A 19,424-nucleotide genomic window follows, 5' to 3' on the forward strand; every position below is an offset into this window, starting at 1 on the left:
CATGAGTATCTGACACGTTAACTCCCAGTATTGGCATTTAAATGTTGATCCAGCCACTGTTGTAGCTCTGTAGATCGTAGCGCGCCGCTTATTCTACCAATTTCATTAGTTTTATTCATCAAAACCAATGTAGGAATACTACGCACATTAAATGCACCACTGAGTCGAGGTGATTCTTCAGTATTAATTTTAGCAAAAATCACTCGCGGATTTTGTTTTGCCACCTGTTCAAAATGAGGTGCCATCATCTTGCAAGGACCACACCATTCCGCCCACAAGTCAATCAGCACAGGTAGTTCACTATGGGTAATAAAGTTGCTGAAATTGTGCTCATTCAACTCTATTGGAGCCAGAGGAATAAGCGCATGTTGACACTGACCACAGATTGGATGTGCTTCCAGTTTATCTTCTGGTACTCGGTTTCTGGCACCACATGCAGGACATACAATAATCATTTAGCTCACTCCAATATGTTGGTGTAAAAATTCTAATTGAGTTGATATGGCTTTTTCAAACCATTGACCATGATAGATATCAAAGTGTTGCATATCCCATTCATGGTATTGTACATAAGGTGCGATATTGGTCGCTGTTTCACGGCTAGATTCAATTGGAATCAGGCTATCCTGTTTAGAGGCAATAAATAAAACGGGTACACTGATTTTACGCACATACTGAATAGGACGATAACGGATCAGGTTGAAAAAGACTCGGGCAGGAATCTCGCCACTCCAATAATAATCTGGATGAACAATAGATAGATATCCCTCATAACTATCTGCTGTAGGCATAAAGCATAAACCTTTTTTACTCACAACAGGCAATGTTTTCGGAGACATACCCACTTTCGCCCCCATATAGTCCTGGCTGGATATTTTCAGGGCTGTCGGCAATTGTTGTAACGGATAAAGCTTGGCACTTTCTGTACCATCGACAAATGGCACTTGCACCATTATTGCCTGAACATTTTTTAATTGTGCCGCCAAATCTAGAACATAACCACCACTTAAAGATGTTCCCCAAAGTACAATGCGCCTGGAATCAATCGATTTTCGCTCTATCACATGGGCAATCATGGTGCGCCAATCTTCTAACTGGGATTGAATCGAGACCAGCTCACGTGGACGGCCGGTGCTTCCGCCCCAATAACGATAATCAAACATTACTACGGCATAACCAGCTTCGGCAAAACGCTTGGCATATTGCACCAGTTTAAATTGACGTAAAGCAGCCAAACCATGCGCCATAATGATGACAGCAGGTTTATGTTCAGTTTTGGGACGATAAAAATCCGCAGCAATGACCTCGTGCCCACTATTTACATAGAGTGGTTCAACCGTATAGGAATGCATACGCGCTCCGGTGCGTTATTTTATGATTGTAATCGCTTATAAAAATTTCAACAGATTAAGCTCTAGTTTCAGCTTAATGCTATCATAATAGCATATATCTATTGAGCACATTATGGAGTGAAAAAATGAGCGAAAATGTCGGCTTTGCGGGTCAAATTAGCCCAGAACAGGTAACGCAAATTGTTGAAAAAGGGTTTAAATCAATTATCAACAATCGCCCAGATATGGAAGGTGGTCCAGAACAACCTACTAGCGCGCAAATTGAAGAAGCTGCACGCAATGCAGGTTTAGACTACGTGTTCCAACCCGTAGTTGCAGGTCAGATTACTGAAGTTGATGTGCGTACATTTGCCAATCACTTTAATGAGCTGCCAAAACCGGTATTGATGTTCTGCCGTACTGGCAATCGCTCAAATAACTTATACCAGCTGGCAAAACAGATGGATTTATTGGATGATTAAACACGTTGTCAGGCGTGCTTTTTTAGTTTCATTTTGACCTTTAATACCGAGTTGTTTGTATAACCTATTGATTCAATATGTAATTTAAGCTTTTCTGTCCGTATTAAAGGTCAAATGACAACCGATAAATTTAAATTATTTTAAAATTTTAAGTCTACCATCACTTACCTCGTTCTAATTAGTGACGAGGCTATTTGGCTTAATTCAATCCACTCAGACATATTGCTGAACAATTGCTTATATAAATTTTATTTCCCCACATTACCAATAGTAAAATTTTTAAAACACACATCGTTAAATTTGTAAAATATGATGATGAATTTATAAAACTTATATTAGTGACAGGTCGAAGTAGCTCTGCTCTTCCCTATTATTTAATAAAGTAAAAATTAGGATTATGTTTAATGAATAAAATTATTGTTCTACTGCTTATTTCCTGTGTCATTGTCGAATGTAGCTCAATGAATGTTAGACCGACTGCAGGTGTGAGTGTCGGAACTTCTCTATAACTCGACTCGTAAAAATCAATGGTGCTCTTTGCGCCATTTTTTATATGTGATAATCTCTAAGAACCTATCCAGAATATTTTCTATGCAAAAGTAGCCTTAAAAAGGCTAAATTAATGAACTGAAGGCTCGTATTTAGGTGCTTTTCACAGTTTTTCCAGAGCCTTCTGCATTTTTCTAACCAAGCAAATGATCTTTCCACAACCCAGCGTTGTGGAATGACTGCAAATTTATGTAATTCACTTCGTTTAGCAACTTCAACTCGGGCTCTGATTAAATTCTTAACAGCCAAATAAAAGGGTTCGCCTGTATAACCACCATCAACAAGTACAACCTCTACATTTTGTAAGGTATCTCTATGTATAGTTATGGCATCTAATGCACCTTGGCGATCCGTTTTATCTGCTGTCGTAACCAATATTCCATGCGGGAGACCTTGAGTATCAACAATAATATGTCTTTTAATGCCTGAAACTTTTTTACCAGCGTCATAGCCTTTATCACGTGCAGTATCTGTGTTTTTTACACTTTGTGAATCAATGATGATAAAGCTCGTTTGTTCTTTCCGTCCATTGCTGATACGGGCCTCGCCAACCACATTTTTTTAAAGCTTGCTCAAGTATGCTAGGTTCAGTTTCTGATGGTTTTTTATTCCAAATCGAGAAGTAATAATGCACAGTGCTTTTAGCTGGGAAGTCTCGAGGAAGCATACTCCATTGGCATCCACTTTTTAAAATATAGAGTAAGGCGCAAAATATTTCATAGACATCAACGACTCTTGGACGTGTTTGTTTTCTTCCGCTCAATAGTAACGGTTCAATTTCTTTAAAGGCTTCTCGACTAATGTCGCTGGGATATGGTTTTCTCATTGAATAATTTTAACAAATTCTTTTTTTAAGTGCTAAAAAAGAATGAAATTAATACTGGATAGGCTCTAAAAATTATAAATTTAGTTTTTTCATATAATTATTTTCGGGGTAAACATGAAATTCATTAAAACAACTTTAACAATAGCTTTGACAGGCCTATTAGTTGCTTGTGGTGGTGGCGGAAGTGAGGGTTATTATTCGAACAACTCTAACACCATAGAAAATAATCCAGGTGGTACTCCCTCGACAGATATAGAAGCAGCTCAAGCGCAGCTTGATATCTTAAAACGTGAAGGACAATTTTTATTTGGTAATTATGACCCCAATGATGCTACTACTGCAAAAGGTTATATAGATCATGCATTAGACACTTTTGCGCAAGGCCCTATTCAACTTAGCTTAGATATTCGTAAAATTGATTTAACTGCCTTTAAAGCAACAAACTATCGCGATAAATGTTTCCCTTTAAGCAAAACAGATTATCGCGCCTGCTATGTATTTGTTGGGGAAGACATTAAAAAAGTTCTTTCTGGTTATTCTGAATGGGATTTTGATATTACTGCTGAAGATTTAAAAAACATTAAACTTCAAAATGATCAAATAACCCCTAATTTAGAAGCATATCAATCAAATACACGAATTTATGTATTTGAAAATGAAAATGGTGATAAAAATTTTAATGATGTCACGATAACGGGTGCCTTTGCTTATCCATTCCAACAATCTTGGGGTATTCAACAAAGTCTGCAAAAACGTTTTGTACTTATTAATAGTGCCACCAGTGACTATAAAATTACCACTACAGCTACTGTAAAAGATCCAGAAACTGGGAATGATGTAGAACGTGAAATCACAACAGGTGCTATCAGCATTTATAAAGACCTTACATCTAGAGATGGTAGTCTTTATAATATTCAAGCTGGTTCGGGATTTAATGTACTGATTAATGACAACCCGAACATTCCATTTGCGGAGCCAATTTCATTTATTCTAAACTCCGTACCAGGGACATCTGCATCAGCAAGCTTTAGAATCAAAGCATCTGGTGAACAGGAACTATTTTTACCAAGTATTACAACTATTGATGGTACTCGTGTAGAAAATGAATCACCTGATCAAAATAATCAGACCTTTACGGGCAATGTTTCATTAAGTGGCAATAATATTTTTAAATTTAAGCAGCAATTAAGTGGAACTTTAAATTTTAAACATATAATTAATGGAATTACGTTTAAAGGCACATCAATAAATAATAATGGTACAGTGAATACCAGTTTAAGCCTCCCAACTGGTGTAACATTTTAAATGTAAATAATTGCAATAAAACCCTCTTTTTAGAGGGTTTTTTTATATAGTCAATTTACGCTATTTTAAAAGTTGATATTATGTACGACATTATTATTATCGGTGCAGGCACAGCCGGAATTGCTGCTTATAAAGAAGCCATTAAACACACCCAGAACATTCTTATTATTAATAATGGAGCATGGGATACAACCTGTGCACGTGTCGGCTGTATGCCAAGTAAAGTTCTTATTTCTGCTGCTAACCGTATGCATGATATCCAAACTGCGGAGAAAGTAGGTCTATCTATTACATCAAAAATTGATACATCTCAAGTCATGCAACATGTTCGAATGCTTAGAGATCATTTTACAAATGCGATACTCAAAGATGTAAATAGCTGGACAGCAAAACATAAAATATCAGGACAGGCACAGTTCATTAATCAAAATACAATTACTGTGAATGGTCAGAAATATCAGGCTAAAAGTTTTATTATCTCTGTAGGTTCTACTCCAACCTTTGATCCTCAATGGAAAGAACAGCTCGGTGAACGACTCATCACTTCGGATCAGATTTTTGAATTAGAAAAATTACCTCAGTCATTGGCCGTGATCGGTAGTGGAGTCATCGCTATCGAACTTGCACAAGCCATGCAAAGATTAGGGGTCAAGACCACTGTTTTTGCACGTAGCCGTAAAGTTGGCTCCCTAAGTAGCCCAGCTTTGCAGAAATTAGCACAAGATGAAATCAGTAAAAATTTAAATATTAAATTCGAAACATTACCGACTACAGTTCAGCTTAATACGCAAGGAGTTACAATTAACTTCAATGAAAATAATCAAGCTCAACAACTTGATGTGGAATATTTCCTTGTTGCAACAGGCCGAAGAAGTTATTTAGATACTCTCCTATTAAATAATATCGATCACTCATATACCGATCTTAGAAAACTTCCTGTCAACGATAAAACCAAACAGCTTGGTGATTATCCCATTTTCATTGTCGGTGATGCACATAGCAACACCCCTATTCAACATGAAGCAGCACATGAGGGACGTCAAGCTGTACATAACTGTTTAAACTATCCTGAAATTAGAAACTTAAAGACACTTACACCTTTAGCAATCGTATTTAGCGCTCCAGAAATGGCAACCGTAGGACAAAGTTTCAAACAACTCAGCGATGCAAAAATTGAATTTATTACAGGTATGGTTTCTTATGAAAAACAAGGCCGTGCTTTAGCACTCGCTAAAAACAGTGGTGCGATCGAAGTGTATATTCATCAATCTTCACGCAAGATATTAGGGGCAGAATTATTTGTAGAAGCTGCAGAACATATAGCTCATTTACTGGCATGGATGATTTCTGAGAATTTAACTGTGGATGAAATTTTAGATAAGCCATTCTATCATCCAACTATAGAAGAAGGACTAAGAAGCGCTTTAAAACATGCTCGAAGACGATTAAGGCGATTATAAAAGTTTAATATTCAGTAAATACCTTTAATAATTTTTTGATAAGACTATCAATCGATCCTGCTTACAATTCACTGCAAAAAGCTTTAGGCTTTTTGCAGCATTAATATTACCTAAATCGTAAGCATCCGGCTAACACAGCCTTACCAAGCGATCCTATAAGCCTTAATTTAGTTCCCACCTAAAAACAAGTGGGGACTTAATCCATGAACATGGATATATATTCAGCAACACCTCCTGTTGCTAAAAAACGCCGAAAATACAGCAAAGAATTCAAACTCAGTATTGTCAATGCCTGTAAAAATCCTAATACCTCGATCGCTTCGGTCGCACTGCAACATAGTATTAATGCCAACCTTGTCAGTCGTTGGATCAGGATCTTCAGCCATCATGAGGGTGCCGTGCAGGATCCTACTCATGTGAATCCAGCATTTATTGCTTTGCCTTACACTGCTGCAATCAGCCAACCTATGGATGAGAGGATCACGTTGTGTATCACCGTGCCTCATACGAATAATGATATTCAGCTAAAATGGCAGACATCAGAAATACCTGCCTTGGCAGAATTACTCAAGGCACTTGCAACATGATCCGCATTGATGAAATCTGGTTGTCTACTCAGCCCATGGACATGCGTGCAGGTATGGATACGACCATGGCTCAGGTGGTGAGAGCCTTTGGCTACATCAAACCGCATTGTGCTTACCTGTTCTGTAATAAACGTGGCCATCGCATGAAAGTACTGGTACATGATGGACTGGGCATCTGGCTGTGTGCCCGGCGGCTGGAACAGGGCAAATTTCACTGGGCTCAAGTTCACCAAGGTGAAACCGTGGCCCTCAGCCCGGAACAGTTACAGGCACTGATCCAAGGTTTGCCCTGGCAGCGCATTGGACGACAGCAGGTGGTGACGATGCTTTAAACCAGGCTGTTCCATTCTGCTATTCTCCAAACGTTCTATTTCATTCTTCTCATGACCTCAGGCATACTGCGGTCATGAATACGCTGCCTGACTTAAGCCAACTGACCCATGAACAACTGCTGGAATTCACCAGACAGTTGGCGATGCAGCATCAGTCTCTAGCACAATCAAATCAAGAATTAGAAAAATCAAACCAGCAATTGGATGCCAAAGTTCAACATCTTGAAGTCACCAATCAGCAATTAGATTCTAAAGTTCAACATCTTTCTATTCTCAATCAAAAATACGAGCATGAACTCGCACTATTTAAACAGCACAAATTCGGCAGTAAAAACGAACATCTCACTGCAAAACAAATCCACCTGTGGGATGAAGCGGTTGAAGAAGATATTGCTGCGGTTGATCTAGAACTGGAACGGCTAAATGCAGATAAAACCGATGCAGCGACACAGAAAGCCAAAACCAATAAACCTAAACGTCGACCACTGCCAGATCATCTACACACCATCCGTATTGAGCATGAACCTGCATCAACCCAATGCGCTTGTGGCTGCCAACTCCGTCGTATCGGCGAAGATGTCAGTGAAAAACTGCATTTCAGACCGGCACAGTTCTATAAGGAACAGCATGTGCGTGGTAAATGGGTCTGTGATCAGTGTGACACCCTGACTCAGCAAGCGATGCCCGCCTATGTGATTGATAAAGGCATTGCTTCACCTGAACTGCTCAGCCATGTTTTGGTATCGAAATATGCCGATCATTTGCCGCTGTACCGTCAACGTCTGATCTATCAGCGGGCGGGAATCGAACTTTCTAGATCAACTTTATCTGACTGGATAGGTCGCTGCGGTGTAGAACTGGAACCTCTAGCCAATGCCTTAAAAGAGGTGGTACTACAACAGCAGGTGCTGCATGCAGATGAAACACCGGTCACCATCATGCGGATGGGTGAGAATGATAAAAAACCGAAGAAAGGTTATGTCTGGGCCTATGCCACTACACAGTACAATCCAGTTCAGGCGGTGATCTATGACTTTCAGGATAGTCGTTCAGGCCAGCATGCTGCAGAGTTCTTGAAAGGCTGGCAGGGTTATCTAGTCTGTGATGATTACAGTGGTTATAAAGCACGCTTTAAATCAGGCCAGGTCATTGAGGTGGGCTGCATGGCCCATGCACGTCGTAAATTCCATGAACTGCATGTAACTGGGAAAAGTCAGGTCGCTGAACAGGCATTAGTGCTGATTCAGAAACTGTATGCGATAGAAGCAGAGCTCAGGAAAAAGACCGATGGTACAGCGGAAGACCGCCGCGAATACCGACAACAGCATAGTCAACCAGTGATGCAACAACTATATGAATGGCTCAACCAACATCATCTGACAGTGCCATCGAGTTCTCCCACCGCCAAGGCCATCAATTACACTCTGAAGCGTTGGCCAGCTTTAAGCCGCTATCTGGATGATGGCAATCTACCTATTTGCAATAATTGGGTCGAGAATCAGATGCGTCCCTGGGCGTTGGGGCGCAAGAACTGGCTGTTTGCAGGTTCGCTGCGCAGTGGTCAGCGAGCGGCAAACATCATGACGTTAATCCAGTCAGCAAAGCTGAATGGCTTGGATCCGTATGCCTATTTAAGTGATGTGCTGAAAAGGCTGCCGACACATAAAGTGACCCAGATTGAAGAGTTACTGCCACACTGCTGGAAACCTAAATCGAATTAAAATTGGTATGGGATTCAGCGGACGCTTACCCTAAATCTTTCCCAGCAAAAAAAAGCCCCCTCATTAGAGGGGGCTTTTTAAGGAATAATGAGCTGGCGATGACTTACTCTCACATGGGTAATCCCACACTACCATCAGCGCTAAGAGGTTTCACTTCTGAGTTCGGGAAGGGATCAGGTGGTTCACTCTTGCTATGGTCGCCAGCACAACTGTTTATGACTTTGCGTTTGGTCTTATTTATATGCCAATGCTTGGTCAAATAGAATTCATTAACAGGTATATCTGAGCTGTCGTATTTTGTTCTTTAGCGTTCACTAAATCAAGCTGTTTTGCTGAATATCGAATCAATTGATGCTTTATACAACAACTGTTTGGGTGTTGTATAGTCAAGCCTCACGAGCAATTAGTATTGGTCAGCTTCACATATCACTATGCTTCCACATCCAACCTATCAACGTCGTAGTCTTCAACGGCTCTTTAGGAGACATAAAGTCTCGGGGAAATCTTATCTTGAGGTAGGCTTCCCGCTTAGATGCTTTCAGCGGTTATCCCTTCCGAACATAGCTACCCGGCGATGCGACTGGCGTCACAACCGGTACACCAGAGGTTCGTCCACTCTGGTCCTCTCGTACTAGGAGCAGATCCTCTCAAATTTCCAACGCCCACGGTAGATAGGGACCGAACTGTCTCACGACGTTCTAAACCCAGCTCGCGTACCTCTTTAAATGGCGAACAGCCATACCCTTGGGACCTGCTTCAGCCCCAGGATGAGATGAGCCGACATCGAGGTGCCAAACACCGCCGTCGATATGAACTCTTGGGCGGTATCAGCCTGTTATCCCCAGAGTACCTTTTATCCGTTGAGCGATGGCCCTTCCATACAGAACCACCGGATCACTAAGACCTACTTTCGTACCTGCTCGACTTGTGGGTCTCGCAGTTAAGCGCGCTTTTGCCTTTATACTCTACGCGTGATTTCCGACCACGCTGAGCGCACCTTCGTACTCCTCCGTTACTCTTTAGGAGGAGACCGCCCCAGTCAAACTACCCACCAGACATGGTCCTCGTCCCGGATAACGGGACAGAGTTAGAACCTCAATATTACCAGGGTGGTATTTCAAGATTGGCTCCACTAGGACTAGCGTCCCAGCTTCAAAGCCTCCCACCTATCCTACACAAGTAAGATCAAAGTTCAATGTCAAGCTGCAGTAAAGGTTCACGGGGTCTTTCCGTCTAGCCGCGGGTACACCGCATCTTCACGGCGATTTCGATTTCACTGAGCCTCTGCTGGAGACAGCGCCCCCATCATTATGCCATTCGTGCAGGTCGGAACTTACCCGACAAGGAATTTCGCTACCTTAGGACCGTTATAGTTACGGCCGCCGTTTACTGGGGCTTCGATCAAGAGCTTCGCTTACGCTAACCCCATCAATTAACCTTCCAGCACCGGGCAGGCATCACACCCTATACGTCCACTTTCGTGTTTGCAGAGTGCTATGTTTTTAATAAACAGTTGCAGGGGCCTGGTTTCTGTGGCTGCTCTCAGCTCAGGAAGCAAGTTCCATCACCAAAAGCAGCGTACCTTCTCCCGAAGTTACGGTACCATTTTGCCTAGTTCCTTCAGCAGAGTTCTCTCAAGCGCTTTGGTCTACTCGACCTGACCACCTGTGTCGGTTTCGGGTACGATTCCAGTGTAACTGAAGCTTAGAGACTTTTCCTGGAAGTATGGTATCAGCCACTTCACTGTACAAGTACAGCTTGCTATCAGATCTCAGCATAGAGCACCCCGGATTTGCCTAAGATGCATGCCTACTTCCTTCCACCTGGACAACCAACGCCAGGCTGACTTAACCTTCTCCGTCCTCTCATCGCATTACACTGAAGTATTGGAATATTAACCAATTTCCCATCGACTACGCCTTTCGGCCTCGCCTTAGGGGTCGACTCACCCAGCCCCGATTAACGTTGGACTGGAACCCTTGGTCTTTCAGCGAGCGGGTTTTTCACCCGCTTTGTCGTTACTCACGTCAGCATTCGCACTTCTGATACCTCCAGCAGACTTCTCAATCCACCTTCATCGGCTTACAGAACGCTCCCCTACCACGTATACAAAGTATACATCCGCAGCTTCGGCACATAGTTTTAGCCCCGTTACATCTTCCGCGCAGGCCGACTCGACTAGTGAGCTATTACGCTTTCTTTAAAGGGTGGCTGCTTCTAAGCCAACCTCCTAGCTGTCTATGCCTTCCCACATCGTTTCCCACTTAACTATGATTTTGGGGCCTTAGCTGGCGGTCTGGATTGTTTTCCTCTTGACTACGGACGTTAGCACCCGCAGTCTGTCTCCCGGATAGTACTCATTGGTATTCGGAGTTTGCATCGGTTTGGTAAGTCGGGATGACCCCCTAGCCGAAACAGTGCTCTACCCCCAATGGTATTCGTCCGAGGCGCTACCTAAATAGCTTTCGGGGAGAACCAGCTATCACCGAGTTTGATTAGCCTTTCACCCCTATCCACAAGTCATCCCCTGGCTTTTCAACGACAGTGGGTTCGGTCCTCCAGTCAGTGTTACCTAACCTTCAACCTGCTCATGGATAGATCACCCGGTTTCGGGTCTATACCCAGCAACTAAACGCCCTATTAAGACTCGATTTCTCTACGGCTCCCCTATTCGGTTAACCTCGCTACTGAATATAAGTCGCTGACCCATTATACAAAAGGTACGCAGTCACCGAACAAGTCGGCTCCCACTGCTTGTATGCATGCGGTTTCAGGATCTATTTCACTCCCCTCACAGGGGTTCTTTTCGCCTTTCCCTCACGGTACTGGTTCACTATCGGTCAGTCAGGAGTATTTAGCCTTGGAGGATGGTCCCCCCATATTCAGACAAGGTTTCACGTGCCTCGCCCTACTCGACATCATCATATAAGCCCTTTCGTGTACAGGACTATCACCTACTATGGTTGCACTTCCCAGAGCATTCCACTAAAGCTTATATGACTTAATGGGCTTTTCCCCGTTCGCTCGCCGCTACTGAGGGAATCTCAATTGATTTCTTTTCCTAAGGGTACTGAGATGTTTCACTTCCCCTCGTTCGCCTCGTAACACTATGTATTCATGTTACGATACCTACCTTATGGTAAGTGGGTTTCCCCATTCAGAAATCTCCGGATCACAGGATATTTGCCGCCTCCCCGGAGCTTATCGCAGGCTATTACGTCTTTCATCGCCTCTGACTGCCAAGGCATCCACCACATGCACTTAATTACTTGACTATACAACCCCAAACAGTCGTCCATCCCTACAAGTAGGATGAGCAACAGATTATGATGATTTCTCATCACTCTCATACAGTTGGCGTTTGTGCACTTAAGCACTGTACAGCTTCAATTAGATTCATATACCAAAACGCTTGATTCAGTTTAATCGCTAGTAACTCATTTCTTAATCTTCATCAACCAGTCATAAATGACTGCTAATGTCGATTTTAAAACGAGTATGAACAATTTATTTCAACTCAAATATATTCTGTTAATGATTTTTCTCGTCTTCGTCAGATCGAGAAACTGTGATAAATCACAGAGGTTAATAACAATGCCGCGCATTATACGCCGCTTTCTTACTAAGCTCTATAAGCTATCTAACCGTTTGCTTATTATGCATCCGAAGATACATGGTGGAGACTAGGAGAGTCGAACTCCTGACCTCCTGCGTGCAAAGCAGGCGCTCTACCAACTAAGCTAAGTCCCCAGCTTATCAATAAGTCAATGTATCTATGAAGTATGTCATGGTGGGTCTGACAAGACTTGAACTTGTGACCCCACGCTTATCAAGCGTGTGCTCTAACCAACTGAGCTACAGACCCTCAGATACATCGTCATGAAGAACAACTTGTTGTGGATTCTTACCGATCGTCAATCTTTCGTTAAGGAGGTGATCCAGCCGCAGGTTCCCCTACGGCTACCTTGTTACGACTTCACCCCAGTCATCGGCCACACCGTGGTAAGCGTCCTCCTTACGGTTAGACTACCTACTTCTGGTGCAACAAACTCCCATGGTGTGACGGGCGGTGTGTACAAGGCCCGGGAACGTATTCACCGCGGCATTCTGATCCGCGATTACTAGCGATTCCGACTTCATGGAGTCGAGTTGCAGACTCCAATCCGGACTACGATCGGCTTTTTGAGATTAGCATCCTATCGCTAGGTAGCAACCCTTTGTACCGACCATTGTAGCACGTGTGTAGCCCTGGTCGTAAGGGCCATGATGACTTGACGTCGTCCCCGCCTTCCTCCAGTTTGTCACTGGCAGTATCCTTAAAGTTCCCGGCTTAACCCGCTGGCAAATAAGGAAAAGGGTTGCGCTCGTTGCGGGACTTAACCCAACATCTCACGACACGAGCTGACGACAGCCATGCAGCACCTGTATGTAAGTTCCCGAAGGCACCAATCCATCTCTGGAAAGTTCTTACTATGTCAAGACCAGGTAAGGTTCTTCGCGTTGCATCGAATTAAACCACATGCTCCACCGCTTGTGCGGGCCCCCGTCAATTCATTTGAGTTTTAGTCTTGCGACCGTACTCCCCAGGCGGTCTACTTATCGCGTTAGCTGCGCCACTAAAGCCTCAAAGGCCCCAACGGCTAGTAGACATCGTTTACGGCATGGACTACCAGGGTATCTAATCCTGTTTGCTCCCCATGCTTTCGTACCTCAGCGTCAGTATTAGGCCAGATGGCTGCCTTCGCCATCGGTATTCCTCCAGATCTCTACGCATTTCACCGCTACACCTGGAATTCTACCATCCTCTCCCATACTCTAGCTTCCCAGTATCGAATGCAATTCCTAAGTTAAGCTCAGGGATTTCACATCCGACTTAAAAAGCCGCCTACGCACGCTTTACGCCCAGTAAATCCGATTAACGCTCGCACCCTCTGTATTACCGCGGCTGCTGGCACAGAGTTAGCCGGTGCTTATTCTGCGAGTAACGTCCACTATCCCTAGGTATTAACTAGAGTAGCCTCCTCCTCGCTTAAAGTGCTTTACAACCAAAAGGCCTTCTTCACACACGCGGCATGGCTGGATCAGGGTTCCCCCCATTGTCCAATATTCCCCACTGCTGCCTCCCGTAGGAGTCTGGGCCGTGTCTCAGTCCCAGTGTGGCGGATCATCCTCTCAGACCCGCTACAGATCGTCGCCTTGGTAGGCCTTTACCCCACCAACTAGCTAATCCGACTTAGGCTCATCTATTAGCGCAAGGTCCGAAGATCCCCTGCTTTCCCCCGTAGGGCGTATGCGGTATTAGCATCCCTTTCGAGATGTTGTCCCCCACTAATAGGCAGATTCCTAAGCATTACTCACCCGTCCGCCGCTAAGTATTAGTGCAAGCACCAATACTCCGCTCGACTTGCATGTGTTAAGCCTGCCGCCAGCGTTCAATCTGAGCCATGATCAAACTCTTCAGTTTAAAATCAATAGTGCTTTATTCAAAACACCAAATCTGGCTCATCAATTTTCTGACAAATATTTCTCAAATAAACTTCGAGTAATTTCTACCATCAATCAATGAAAATAATTTCGATCAATCAACCAGTAAAAATCCACACAAGTTGTTCTTCATAATCTCTTAATGATCTTCTTACTGGTTCGTCACCAGCAAGCTAGGTCGGCTATATTACACTAAATATCCTTAGTGTCAATCAGCAATTCAAATTATTTTAAACTTTCTTTCTAAAACCTAATCTTAACACTTCGTGCTAAGTTGCTGTTTTATCAGAAGTTTTAATCTTCATCACCGCCGATGGATGTGCATTCTACAGCATTTTAATGTGCTTGCAACTCCTTTTTTTAAATAACTCAACAAAAATATCACGACTGTTTACTTATTGCACAAAATAGAAGGTTTTTATTATTTTTTGCACGCAAACGGGACAGGATTGGCTAGTTCATCACGCATTTTTTCCTGTTTATTTTTTTCTTGCCAGCTCAGTGATCGGCAATCGATATATTCACAATAGCCACTTTCACCTGTTTCTTCATGATGATTAATTCTGACTTGATATTTAAAACTACCCACATAACCTGCAGCTAAGCCAAATTTAAAATCTCCGCGGCTTTGTGCCTGTACGGAAATGCAGGTGCCATCTTTATCTTCATAACCCCATTCAAACTCACGTGGCAAATACATGCTTTGCCCATTCGGTGTTTTTACTTTGGGATAAACCCGATGGACTTTAAAGCGCACGTTCTGATCAAACATTTGCGAGATGCCTGTTTTCCCATCTCGCAAATATAGTCGTGACTGTAAAATGCCATTGAAAGAATCTCGAACTTGAGCCAAAAGCAGTTGACGCTGATTTTCCAGATTAATGACTTGGTAGGTAAAAAATGCCAAAGGCAAATAGGGGAAATTAATGGAACGAGCATATTCAAAACAGCCCATCTGCTGAATCTCAAATTTTTGTTCCTTGTATGTCACCTGCCCTTCACATTGACACAGTAAAGACCAGTGATCTGCCAGTCCCATACGCAACCGGGTAAAATAAGAAACAATATTGCTGGTGCAAATTGATAAATCAAAACTTAGTTCTTTATCTTTACGCTGTATATGGAAATGGGGGAAATTTCCGCTAATGATTTCCCTGTCTAAAAACTGAAAATGTTCTTTGCTAAAACGACAATCCTTACCCACCGAGTAAGCATTTAATTGCCCCACCATATGCGGGCTAATACTGGCAATGGTAGTGGCAGTATCTAAAGCTGTGGTTTGAATGGCACTTTCATTGCGCAGCATTGCTGCATTCGGCTGGCCGATCAGACTAATGAAATTGAGGTAATGTAAGGGTGCGGGTAGACCAGGAATCATCAAACCTTGATGAATGATTTTATAGCGACCTTTTTGCGCATGATAGGCCAAGCGCAACTGAAATGGAGCCTGATTGAGTTGTTTGGAGCGATCAAATAAATCTTGAAACAACTGCATATCGTGCTCCTTTTTATTTTCAGTATAGCGTTCTCATTTTTATATGGCGGTATTTTTTCTTGCCAGGAGAGTAGTCACAAAACCCGACAATGCATAGATAATGGAAATCACCAGAATCCCTACAGGAATATTATAAGTAATTGCGGCAAAGATAAACACTGCAATCGGTAACACAAAAAATGGTACACGTTTGCGATCAAATGTTTTAAATGAATAGTATTTGATATTGGAAATCATCAGTAATCCCACAGCAATGATCGCAATCGCATTAAAGATCTGAATACCCAATTCACGTATATCAAAAATTTGCGGAAAATCTTGTGCGACCCAGACCAGGGTAATAATGATCACCGCAGCCAACGGACTTGCCACACCAATAAAATAGCGTTTATCTACCACACCAATTTGCACGTTGAAGCGTGCCAGACGGAAAGCTGCACAAGCGGTATACACAAAACAGGCAGCAAGTCCAATGCGCCCCAAATCATGCAGACTCCAGCTATACATTAAAATAGCCGGCGCCACGCCGAAAGCAAGCAAGTCAGACAAGGAGTCGAACTGTTCACCAAACGGGCTTTGAGCACCAATCGCACGTGCTACCCGACCGTCCAATCCATCGAATAATGCCGCCAGAAAAATAGCATAAATGGCTTGAGTGAAATCTCCATTCATGCTGGCAATAATGGAATAAAAGCCCGATAGCAAAGCGGCTGTTGTAATCAGATTCGGCCACAGATAGATGCCACGACGTTTCACCTTTTGTCCCTCGTGGGTATGCTCTTCTTCTTCCACTTCAAAGGTGATGCCATCAAAACCATGCTCATCACGTGGAGAAGATTCACTTTCAGGTTTGTTTATACTTGTCATTCTTTGTCGATCCTAAATGTAACCGTATCTTTTTCAACGTATCTCTTATTCGCCAACCAACCAGCGAACCGCGGCATGTCCACCATTTTCACTCATACGTAAATGCGGGAATAACCATTGTAAAGCTTCATCCGCATCTTCAGAAAATTTCCATGGCGGATTAATCACCAGCAAACCGCAACCATTCAGCCCCACTGGCGTATCATCCGGCCATACACAAACTTCACATACCAATTGACGGCGAATACCAGTTTTGATCATTTTCTTTTCAAAACGTTCAATCATGGCGCGATCTTTAATCGGATACCACACCGCAAAAACGCCGGTAGGCCATTTTTTATACGCAGCAACCAACAATTCGACCAATTGTGGAAAATCTTTACGTTCCAATTCATAAGGTGGATCAATCATGACCAGACCGCGCTTTTCTTTAGGCGGAATCACCCCAAGTAAGCCTTCATAGGCATCACGTTCATGCAGGCCGGCACGGCGGTCACGAATATTAAAACGCAGTTGCTGGAAGACTTCAGGCTGCATTTCGAAAATAGTGGCTTTATCTATTTCACGCATGCCTTCCAGAGCAAACCAGGGTGAACCCGGATAGGCACCCTTACCTGAAACTTCACGCATATCTTGAACAACTTTAAGATATTGCTTTACGCCTTCAGGCGCATTGCGGGTGATTGAATCATCCAGCTTGATTAAACGGTGAATACCATTTAAAAACTCGCCTGATTTTTGCGCTGCAGACGTCGATAAATCGTATTTACCTGCCCCACCATGCGTATCGATATAGCGATAAGGTTTATCTTTGGCATTTAAACGTGTTAAAAGTTGCAGCAATAACACATGCTTCATGACATCGGCAAAGTTGCCTGCATGGAAATGGTGACGGTAATTCATGTTTCTTTAATTCCTGATATCAACCGCTATTTTAGCATGAAAAAATGTTTCGTTCCGCAGGATATCTTGCTCTAGAATACAACAGCATTTTTCTATCCTGTTGTGAGTATAGCTGTATGGATGCAATTCACCTTCCAAAGTCATGCAATGTTGATCAAATGATTGAAGATCTAGATCAGCAGGGCTTTAGCATTATTGATGATGTTTATCCTGAAGAATATATTCATGCCTTGGTTGAAGAATGTACTTCTCATTTAAATCAGTTTAGAGAAGCAGCTATTCAAAATGGGGTGATAAGCAAAATCCGTAGTGATCATATTTTATGGATTAATGAAGAGTTAGAAAAAGCCCAACAGCACATCAAAACCTTGCAAAATCTGGGAGAAGAACTGAACCGAGCCTTTTTTCTGGGCATTCGAGAAGTTGAAGCCCATTTTGCCTGTTATAACGCCGGTGAATTTTATGCCCTGCACCGTGACAACCCTCAAGGTAAAAATGGCCGTGTGATTTCTGCTGTGTATTATCTGCATGAAGACTGGCAAGCGGACTGGGGTGGTGAATTGCGTTTACAGGATAAAAATGATCAGTGGCACATTATCCCGCCAAAACCGAACCGCATTGCCCTATTCCAAAGTGATTTATTGCACGAAGTACTCAAAGCTAAGCATCAACGCCTGTCCATTACGGCATGGTTACGCAGCAGCAATTCCATTTGGTAATTCACACCGGAGGATGCTTTAAATCTGGAAAAACATCCTCATATAGCAATCATTGACAGATGAGGATGTAACCGATGCGGGAAAACACCAAACAGATTATTCAACGTATTGGCGAAACTGATCAGTTGTATTTACAAGGGAATACGCCAAAACTTGCCTTAGAACGTGCTGAGTTACGCATGCAATTGGTGCTGCTGAGTAATTCACGTCAGGAACAGATTCATTTTCTGCAAGAAGCCGTGGTTCTACTTGAACAGGGCCGTATTGAATTTGAAGAAATGCCGTTAAGTTTATATATGAACTTATCCATGCATTTGGCCAAAGCCTATATGCTGTATTTCGAAATTACCAAGGAACAAAGATTTGCCTTGATTACCCAGCAAATCTTAAAACCCATCACTCACGACCAGTATGGGGACGTTTATTTTTTCCTGGCCTATGCTTCTGCAGCCAAGAGTGAAACTGCCTTAGCACGACATTGGCTCACCAAATACAGTAAAACTGCCGATTTTGACTTGATTTTGGTACAAGAGCATCCAGCCTTTCACCCATTCCGTGAGCATGACTGGTTTGTGCATTTAGTCAAAAGCAAAGTTCATTAATTGCAGATTTAACGATAAAAAACGCCTGCAATGAGGCGTTTTTTTATGATCTGTTCTGCTTAAAAGTTCCTTCTTCTCAGCAGGTTTTAAAGCTCACCTGTCTACAAAAAATCAGGCAGGTTGCAGTCTGGTGGCATTCATATGTAATTGCTGGTTCAGTTCATCAATCAACATGACCCACTCATCTGCATCTTCCACTAAATAGCGAATTAAAAACTCACGCTGGGATTTATTCCAGAATGGAGCATCATGCAGATTTTGATGTGCAGGTAATTGATGAGTCCGTATAAAAAGCTCAATAGCTGCAGGGCTAGAAGCCAGCCCAAGTTGTTCAAATAACATTTTAAAGGATGGGTTATTATTCATAAGCATGGCACACTCCTTATCAACCAAACTGTCATTTATTATTTAATTAACTTATAAAATATTCATAAAAAAACCTAGTCATAAAACTAGGTTTGTTGTTTCAATTTGTGTTCACTGATGGGTTGGGGTTGAAAGCCGGTCTTCGGTATGCAATTGTTCATTTAAGATATCTACCACCATAGCCCATTCATCATCCTTTTTCCAATGGCTGATTAGAAAATCATGCTGTGCCTGTGTCCAGAATGGAGCGTGATGCAAAGGGATATCCATCGTCAATTGATGGCTTTCTATAAACCGGTCTATCGCCTCTTGGCTCGCGTCTAGTCCCAACTGCTCAAATAAAAGCTCCAATGTGGGTTGTTGATCAAACATCTCATTCTCCTTAAACCTTTATT

At 42.7% G+C, this 19,424-nt stretch carries 16 protein-coding genes, 2 tRNA genes and 3 rRNA genes; 8 read left to right on the top strand and 13 right to left on the bottom strand.

The genetic code is table 11. The features are described from left to right. Positions 1 to 17: 17 nt before the first annotated feature. Both trxC and JFY49_RS13455 read right to left on the bottom strand, forming a co-directional pair. On the bottom strand, positions 18 to 455 hold the full coding sequence (trxC, locus tag JFY49_RS13450) for a thioredoxin TrxC (protein ID WP_180080771.1): 438 nt from the start codon (positions 453 to 455) through the stop codon (positions 18 to 20). After that, entirely contained in the window at positions 456 to 1,352 is an 897-nt protein-coding gene (locus JFY49_RS13455) for an alpha/beta hydrolase (RefSeq protein WP_180080773.1), read from the bottom strand. A 125-nt stretch (positions 1,353 to 1,477) separates the two neighbouring features. On the opposite strand from JFY49_RS13455, the gene JFY49_RS13460 reads away from it, so the two are divergent. Next, positions 1,478 to 1,813: a TIGR01244 family sulfur transferase gene (locus JFY49_RS13460; protein WP_086195908.1), complete on the top strand. Its 336-nt coding sequence runs from the start codon at positions 1,478 to 1,480 to the stop codon at positions 1,811 to 1,813. 573 nt (positions 1,814 to 2,386) lie between these two features. Here JFY49_RS13460 and JFY49_RS13465 read toward each other — a convergent pair. After that, positions 2,387 to 3,188, bottom strand: a protein-coding gene (locus JFY49_RS13465; RefSeq protein ID WP_180082508.1) for an IS5-like element ISAba37 family transposase whose coding sequence is annotated in 2 segments (ribosomal slippage) — positions 2,387 to 2,923 and positions 2,925 to 3,188 — 801 coding nt in all. Because the reading frame shifts where the segments join, the coding sequence is not laid out codon by codon here. A 114-nt stretch (positions 3,189 to 3,302) separates the two neighbouring features. Here JFY49_RS13465 and JFY49_RS13470 point away from each other — a divergent pair. From JFY49_RS13470 to JFY49_RS13490, 5 genes are all read left to right on the top strand, one after another. Continuing rightward, positions 3,303 to 4,493, top strand: a complete 1,191-nt coding sequence (locus JFY49_RS13470) for a hypothetical protein (RefSeq protein ID WP_200223201.1) — start codon at positions 3,303 to 3,305, stop codon at positions 4,491 to 4,493. An 80-nt stretch (positions 4,494 to 4,573) separates the two neighbouring features. Beyond that, positions 4,574 to 5,953 (top strand): dihydrolipoyl dehydrogenase, encoded by a 1,380-nt coding sequence (locus JFY49_RS13475; RefSeq protein ID WP_200223202.1) that lies wholly within the window; start codon positions 4,574 to 4,576, stop codon positions 5,951 to 5,953. A 203-nt stretch (positions 5,954 to 6,156) separates the two neighbouring features. Continuing rightward, positions 6,157 to 6,540 (top strand): transposase, encoded by a 384-nt coding sequence (locus tag JFY49_RS13480; RefSeq protein WP_200223203.1) that lies wholly within the window; start codon positions 6,157 to 6,159, stop codon positions 6,538 to 6,540. Beyond that, positions 6,537 to 6,872, top strand: a complete 336-nt coding sequence (gene tnpB, locus JFY49_RS13485) for an IS66 family insertion sequence element accessory protein TnpB (protein WP_000618091.1) — start codon at positions 6,537 to 6,539, stop codon at positions 6,870 to 6,872. The genes JFY49_RS13480 and tnpB overlap by 4 nt, the downstream gene beginning before the upstream one ends. A 74-nt stretch (positions 6,873 to 6,946) precedes the next feature. After that, positions 6,947 to 8,593 (top strand): IS66-like element ISAba16 family transposase, encoded by a 1,647-nt coding sequence (locus JFY49_RS13490; protein WP_001094417.1) that lies wholly within the window; start codon positions 6,947 to 6,949, stop codon positions 8,591 to 8,593. Positions 8,594 to 8,683: 90 nt separating this feature from the next. Here JFY49_RS13490 and rrf read toward each other — a convergent pair. The 8 genes from rrf to JFY49_RS13530 form a co-directional block, all read right to left on the bottom strand. Next, positions 8,684 to 8,798 (bottom strand): 5S ribosomal RNA (rrf, locus tag JFY49_RS13495). 177 nt (positions 8,799 to 8,975) lie between these two features. After that, positions 8,976 to 11,868, bottom strand: a 23S ribosomal RNA gene (locus tag JFY49_RS13500). Between the two features lie 399 nt (positions 11,869 to 12,267). After that, positions 12,268 to 12,343, bottom strand: a tRNA-Ala gene (locus JFY49_RS13505). A 38-nt stretch (positions 12,344 to 12,381) separates the two neighbouring features. Then, positions 12,382 to 12,458, bottom strand: a tRNA-Ile gene (locus JFY49_RS13510). Between the two features lie 61 nt (positions 12,459 to 12,519). After that, positions 12,520 to 14,057, bottom strand: a 16S ribosomal RNA gene (locus tag JFY49_RS13515). The 16S, 23S and 5S rRNA genes sit together here with 2 tRNA genes alongside, the layout of an rRNA operon. Before the next feature lie 441 nt (positions 14,058 to 14,498). Continuing rightward, entirely contained in the window at positions 14,499 to 15,572 is a 1,074-nt protein-coding gene (locus JFY49_RS13520; RefSeq protein WP_180082177.1) for a DUF6670 family protein, read from the bottom strand. Between the two features lie 39 nt (positions 15,573 to 15,611). After that, positions 15,612 to 16,439, bottom strand: coding sequence for a CDP-diacylglycerol--serine O-phosphatidyltransferase (gene pssA / locus JFY49_RS13525; protein ID WP_200223205.1), 828 nt, complete (start codon positions 16,437 to 16,439; stop codon positions 15,612 to 15,614). A 45-nt stretch (positions 16,440 to 16,484) separates the two neighbouring features. Continuing rightward, positions 16,485 to 17,342 (bottom strand): 23S rRNA (adenine(2030)-N(6))-methyltransferase RlmJ, encoded by an 858-nt coding sequence (locus tag JFY49_RS13530; protein WP_166168771.1) that lies wholly within the window; start codon positions 17,340 to 17,342, stop codon positions 16,485 to 16,487. A gap of 116 nt (positions 17,343 to 17,458) precedes the next feature. Here JFY49_RS13530 and JFY49_RS13535 point away from each other — a divergent pair, with 116 nt between their 5' ends. Together JFY49_RS13535 and JFY49_RS13540 are read left to right on the top strand one after the other, a co-directional pair. Then, complete coding sequence (locus JFY49_RS13535; RefSeq protein ID WP_180042047.1) at positions 17,459 to 18,061, top strand: 2OG-Fe(II) oxygenase; 603 nt, start codon at positions 17,459 to 17,461, stop codon at positions 18,059 to 18,061. Positions 18,062 to 18,135: 74 nt separating this feature from the next. Next, positions 18,136 to 18,663 carry a hypothetical protein gene (locus JFY49_RS13540; RefSeq protein WP_180042049.1) on the top strand — a complete coding sequence of 176 codons (528 nt, stop codon included), beginning with the start codon at positions 18,136 to 18,138 and terminating at the stop codon, positions 18,661 to 18,663. Positions 18,664 to 18,774: 111 nt separating this feature from the next. On the opposite strand, the gene JFY49_RS13545 is transcribed toward JFY49_RS13540, so the two are convergent. Beyond that, complete coding sequence (locus JFY49_RS13545) at positions 18,775 to 19,035, bottom strand: DUF2789 family protein (protein WP_180082180.1); 261 nt, start codon at positions 19,033 to 19,035, stop codon at positions 18,775 to 18,777. Positions 19,036 to 19,140: 105 nt separating this feature from the next. Further along, complete coding sequence (locus tag JFY49_RS13550) at positions 19,141 to 19,401, bottom strand: DUF2789 family protein (RefSeq protein ID WP_180175028.1); 261 nt, start codon at positions 19,399 to 19,401, stop codon at positions 19,141 to 19,143. Positions 19,402 to 19,424 lie beyond the last annotated feature (23 nt).

It is taken from the genome of Acinetobacter sp. CS-2 (genome assembly GCF_016599715.1).
In the GTDB taxonomy this organism is placed as follows: Bacteria; Pseudomonadota; Gammaproteobacteria; order Pseudomonadales; family Moraxellaceae; genus Acinetobacter.